Raw genomic sequence first — 436 nt, 5'->3', positions numbered from 1 at the left:
GACTTTGATCACCGGTCGCCTGCGTGACCAGTGGCACGGCATGAGCCGCACCGGCACCGCCGCGCAATTGTTCGGCCACGTCAGCGAAGCCGTGCTGAGCCTGCACCCTGACGAAATGCGCCGGCACCGCTTGCAGCCCGGCGATCTGGTCAATCTGAAAAGCCGCCGTGGCGCGGTGATTGTTGCGGTCAGCAGCGACGACAGCGTGCGTCCGGGCCAGGCGTTTCTGCCGATGCACTGGGGCGATCGCTATCTCAAGGGCGGCGTCAACACGCTGACCTTGCCGGCGTTTGATCCGCTGTCCAAACAACCGGAGCTCAAGCACAGCGGCGTGCGTCTGGAGGCAGTCAACCTGCCGTGGCAACTGTTCGCCTTGATCGAGGGTGATGTTCAGCGGCATTTCGAGACGCTACGACCGCTGTGCTTGAGCTCCGGT

General features: G+C 64.0%; 1 protein-coding gene. It reads left to right on the top strand.

What is annotated here, in order from left to right:
• Positions 1-436: molybdopterin dinucleotide binding domain-containing protein (locus J5M71_RS28725; protein ID WP_279382407.1), on the top strand; the 436-nt coding region annotated here is incomplete at both ends.

Source organism: Pseudomonas sp. 43(2021) (assembly GCF_017490805.1).
In the GTDB taxonomy this organism is placed as follows: Bacteria; Pseudomonadota; Gammaproteobacteria; order Pseudomonadales; family Pseudomonadaceae; genus Aquipseudomonas.
The sequence above is the reverse complement of the archived record's forward strand: the minus strand, read 5'-3'. Positions and strand labels throughout refer to the sequence as shown.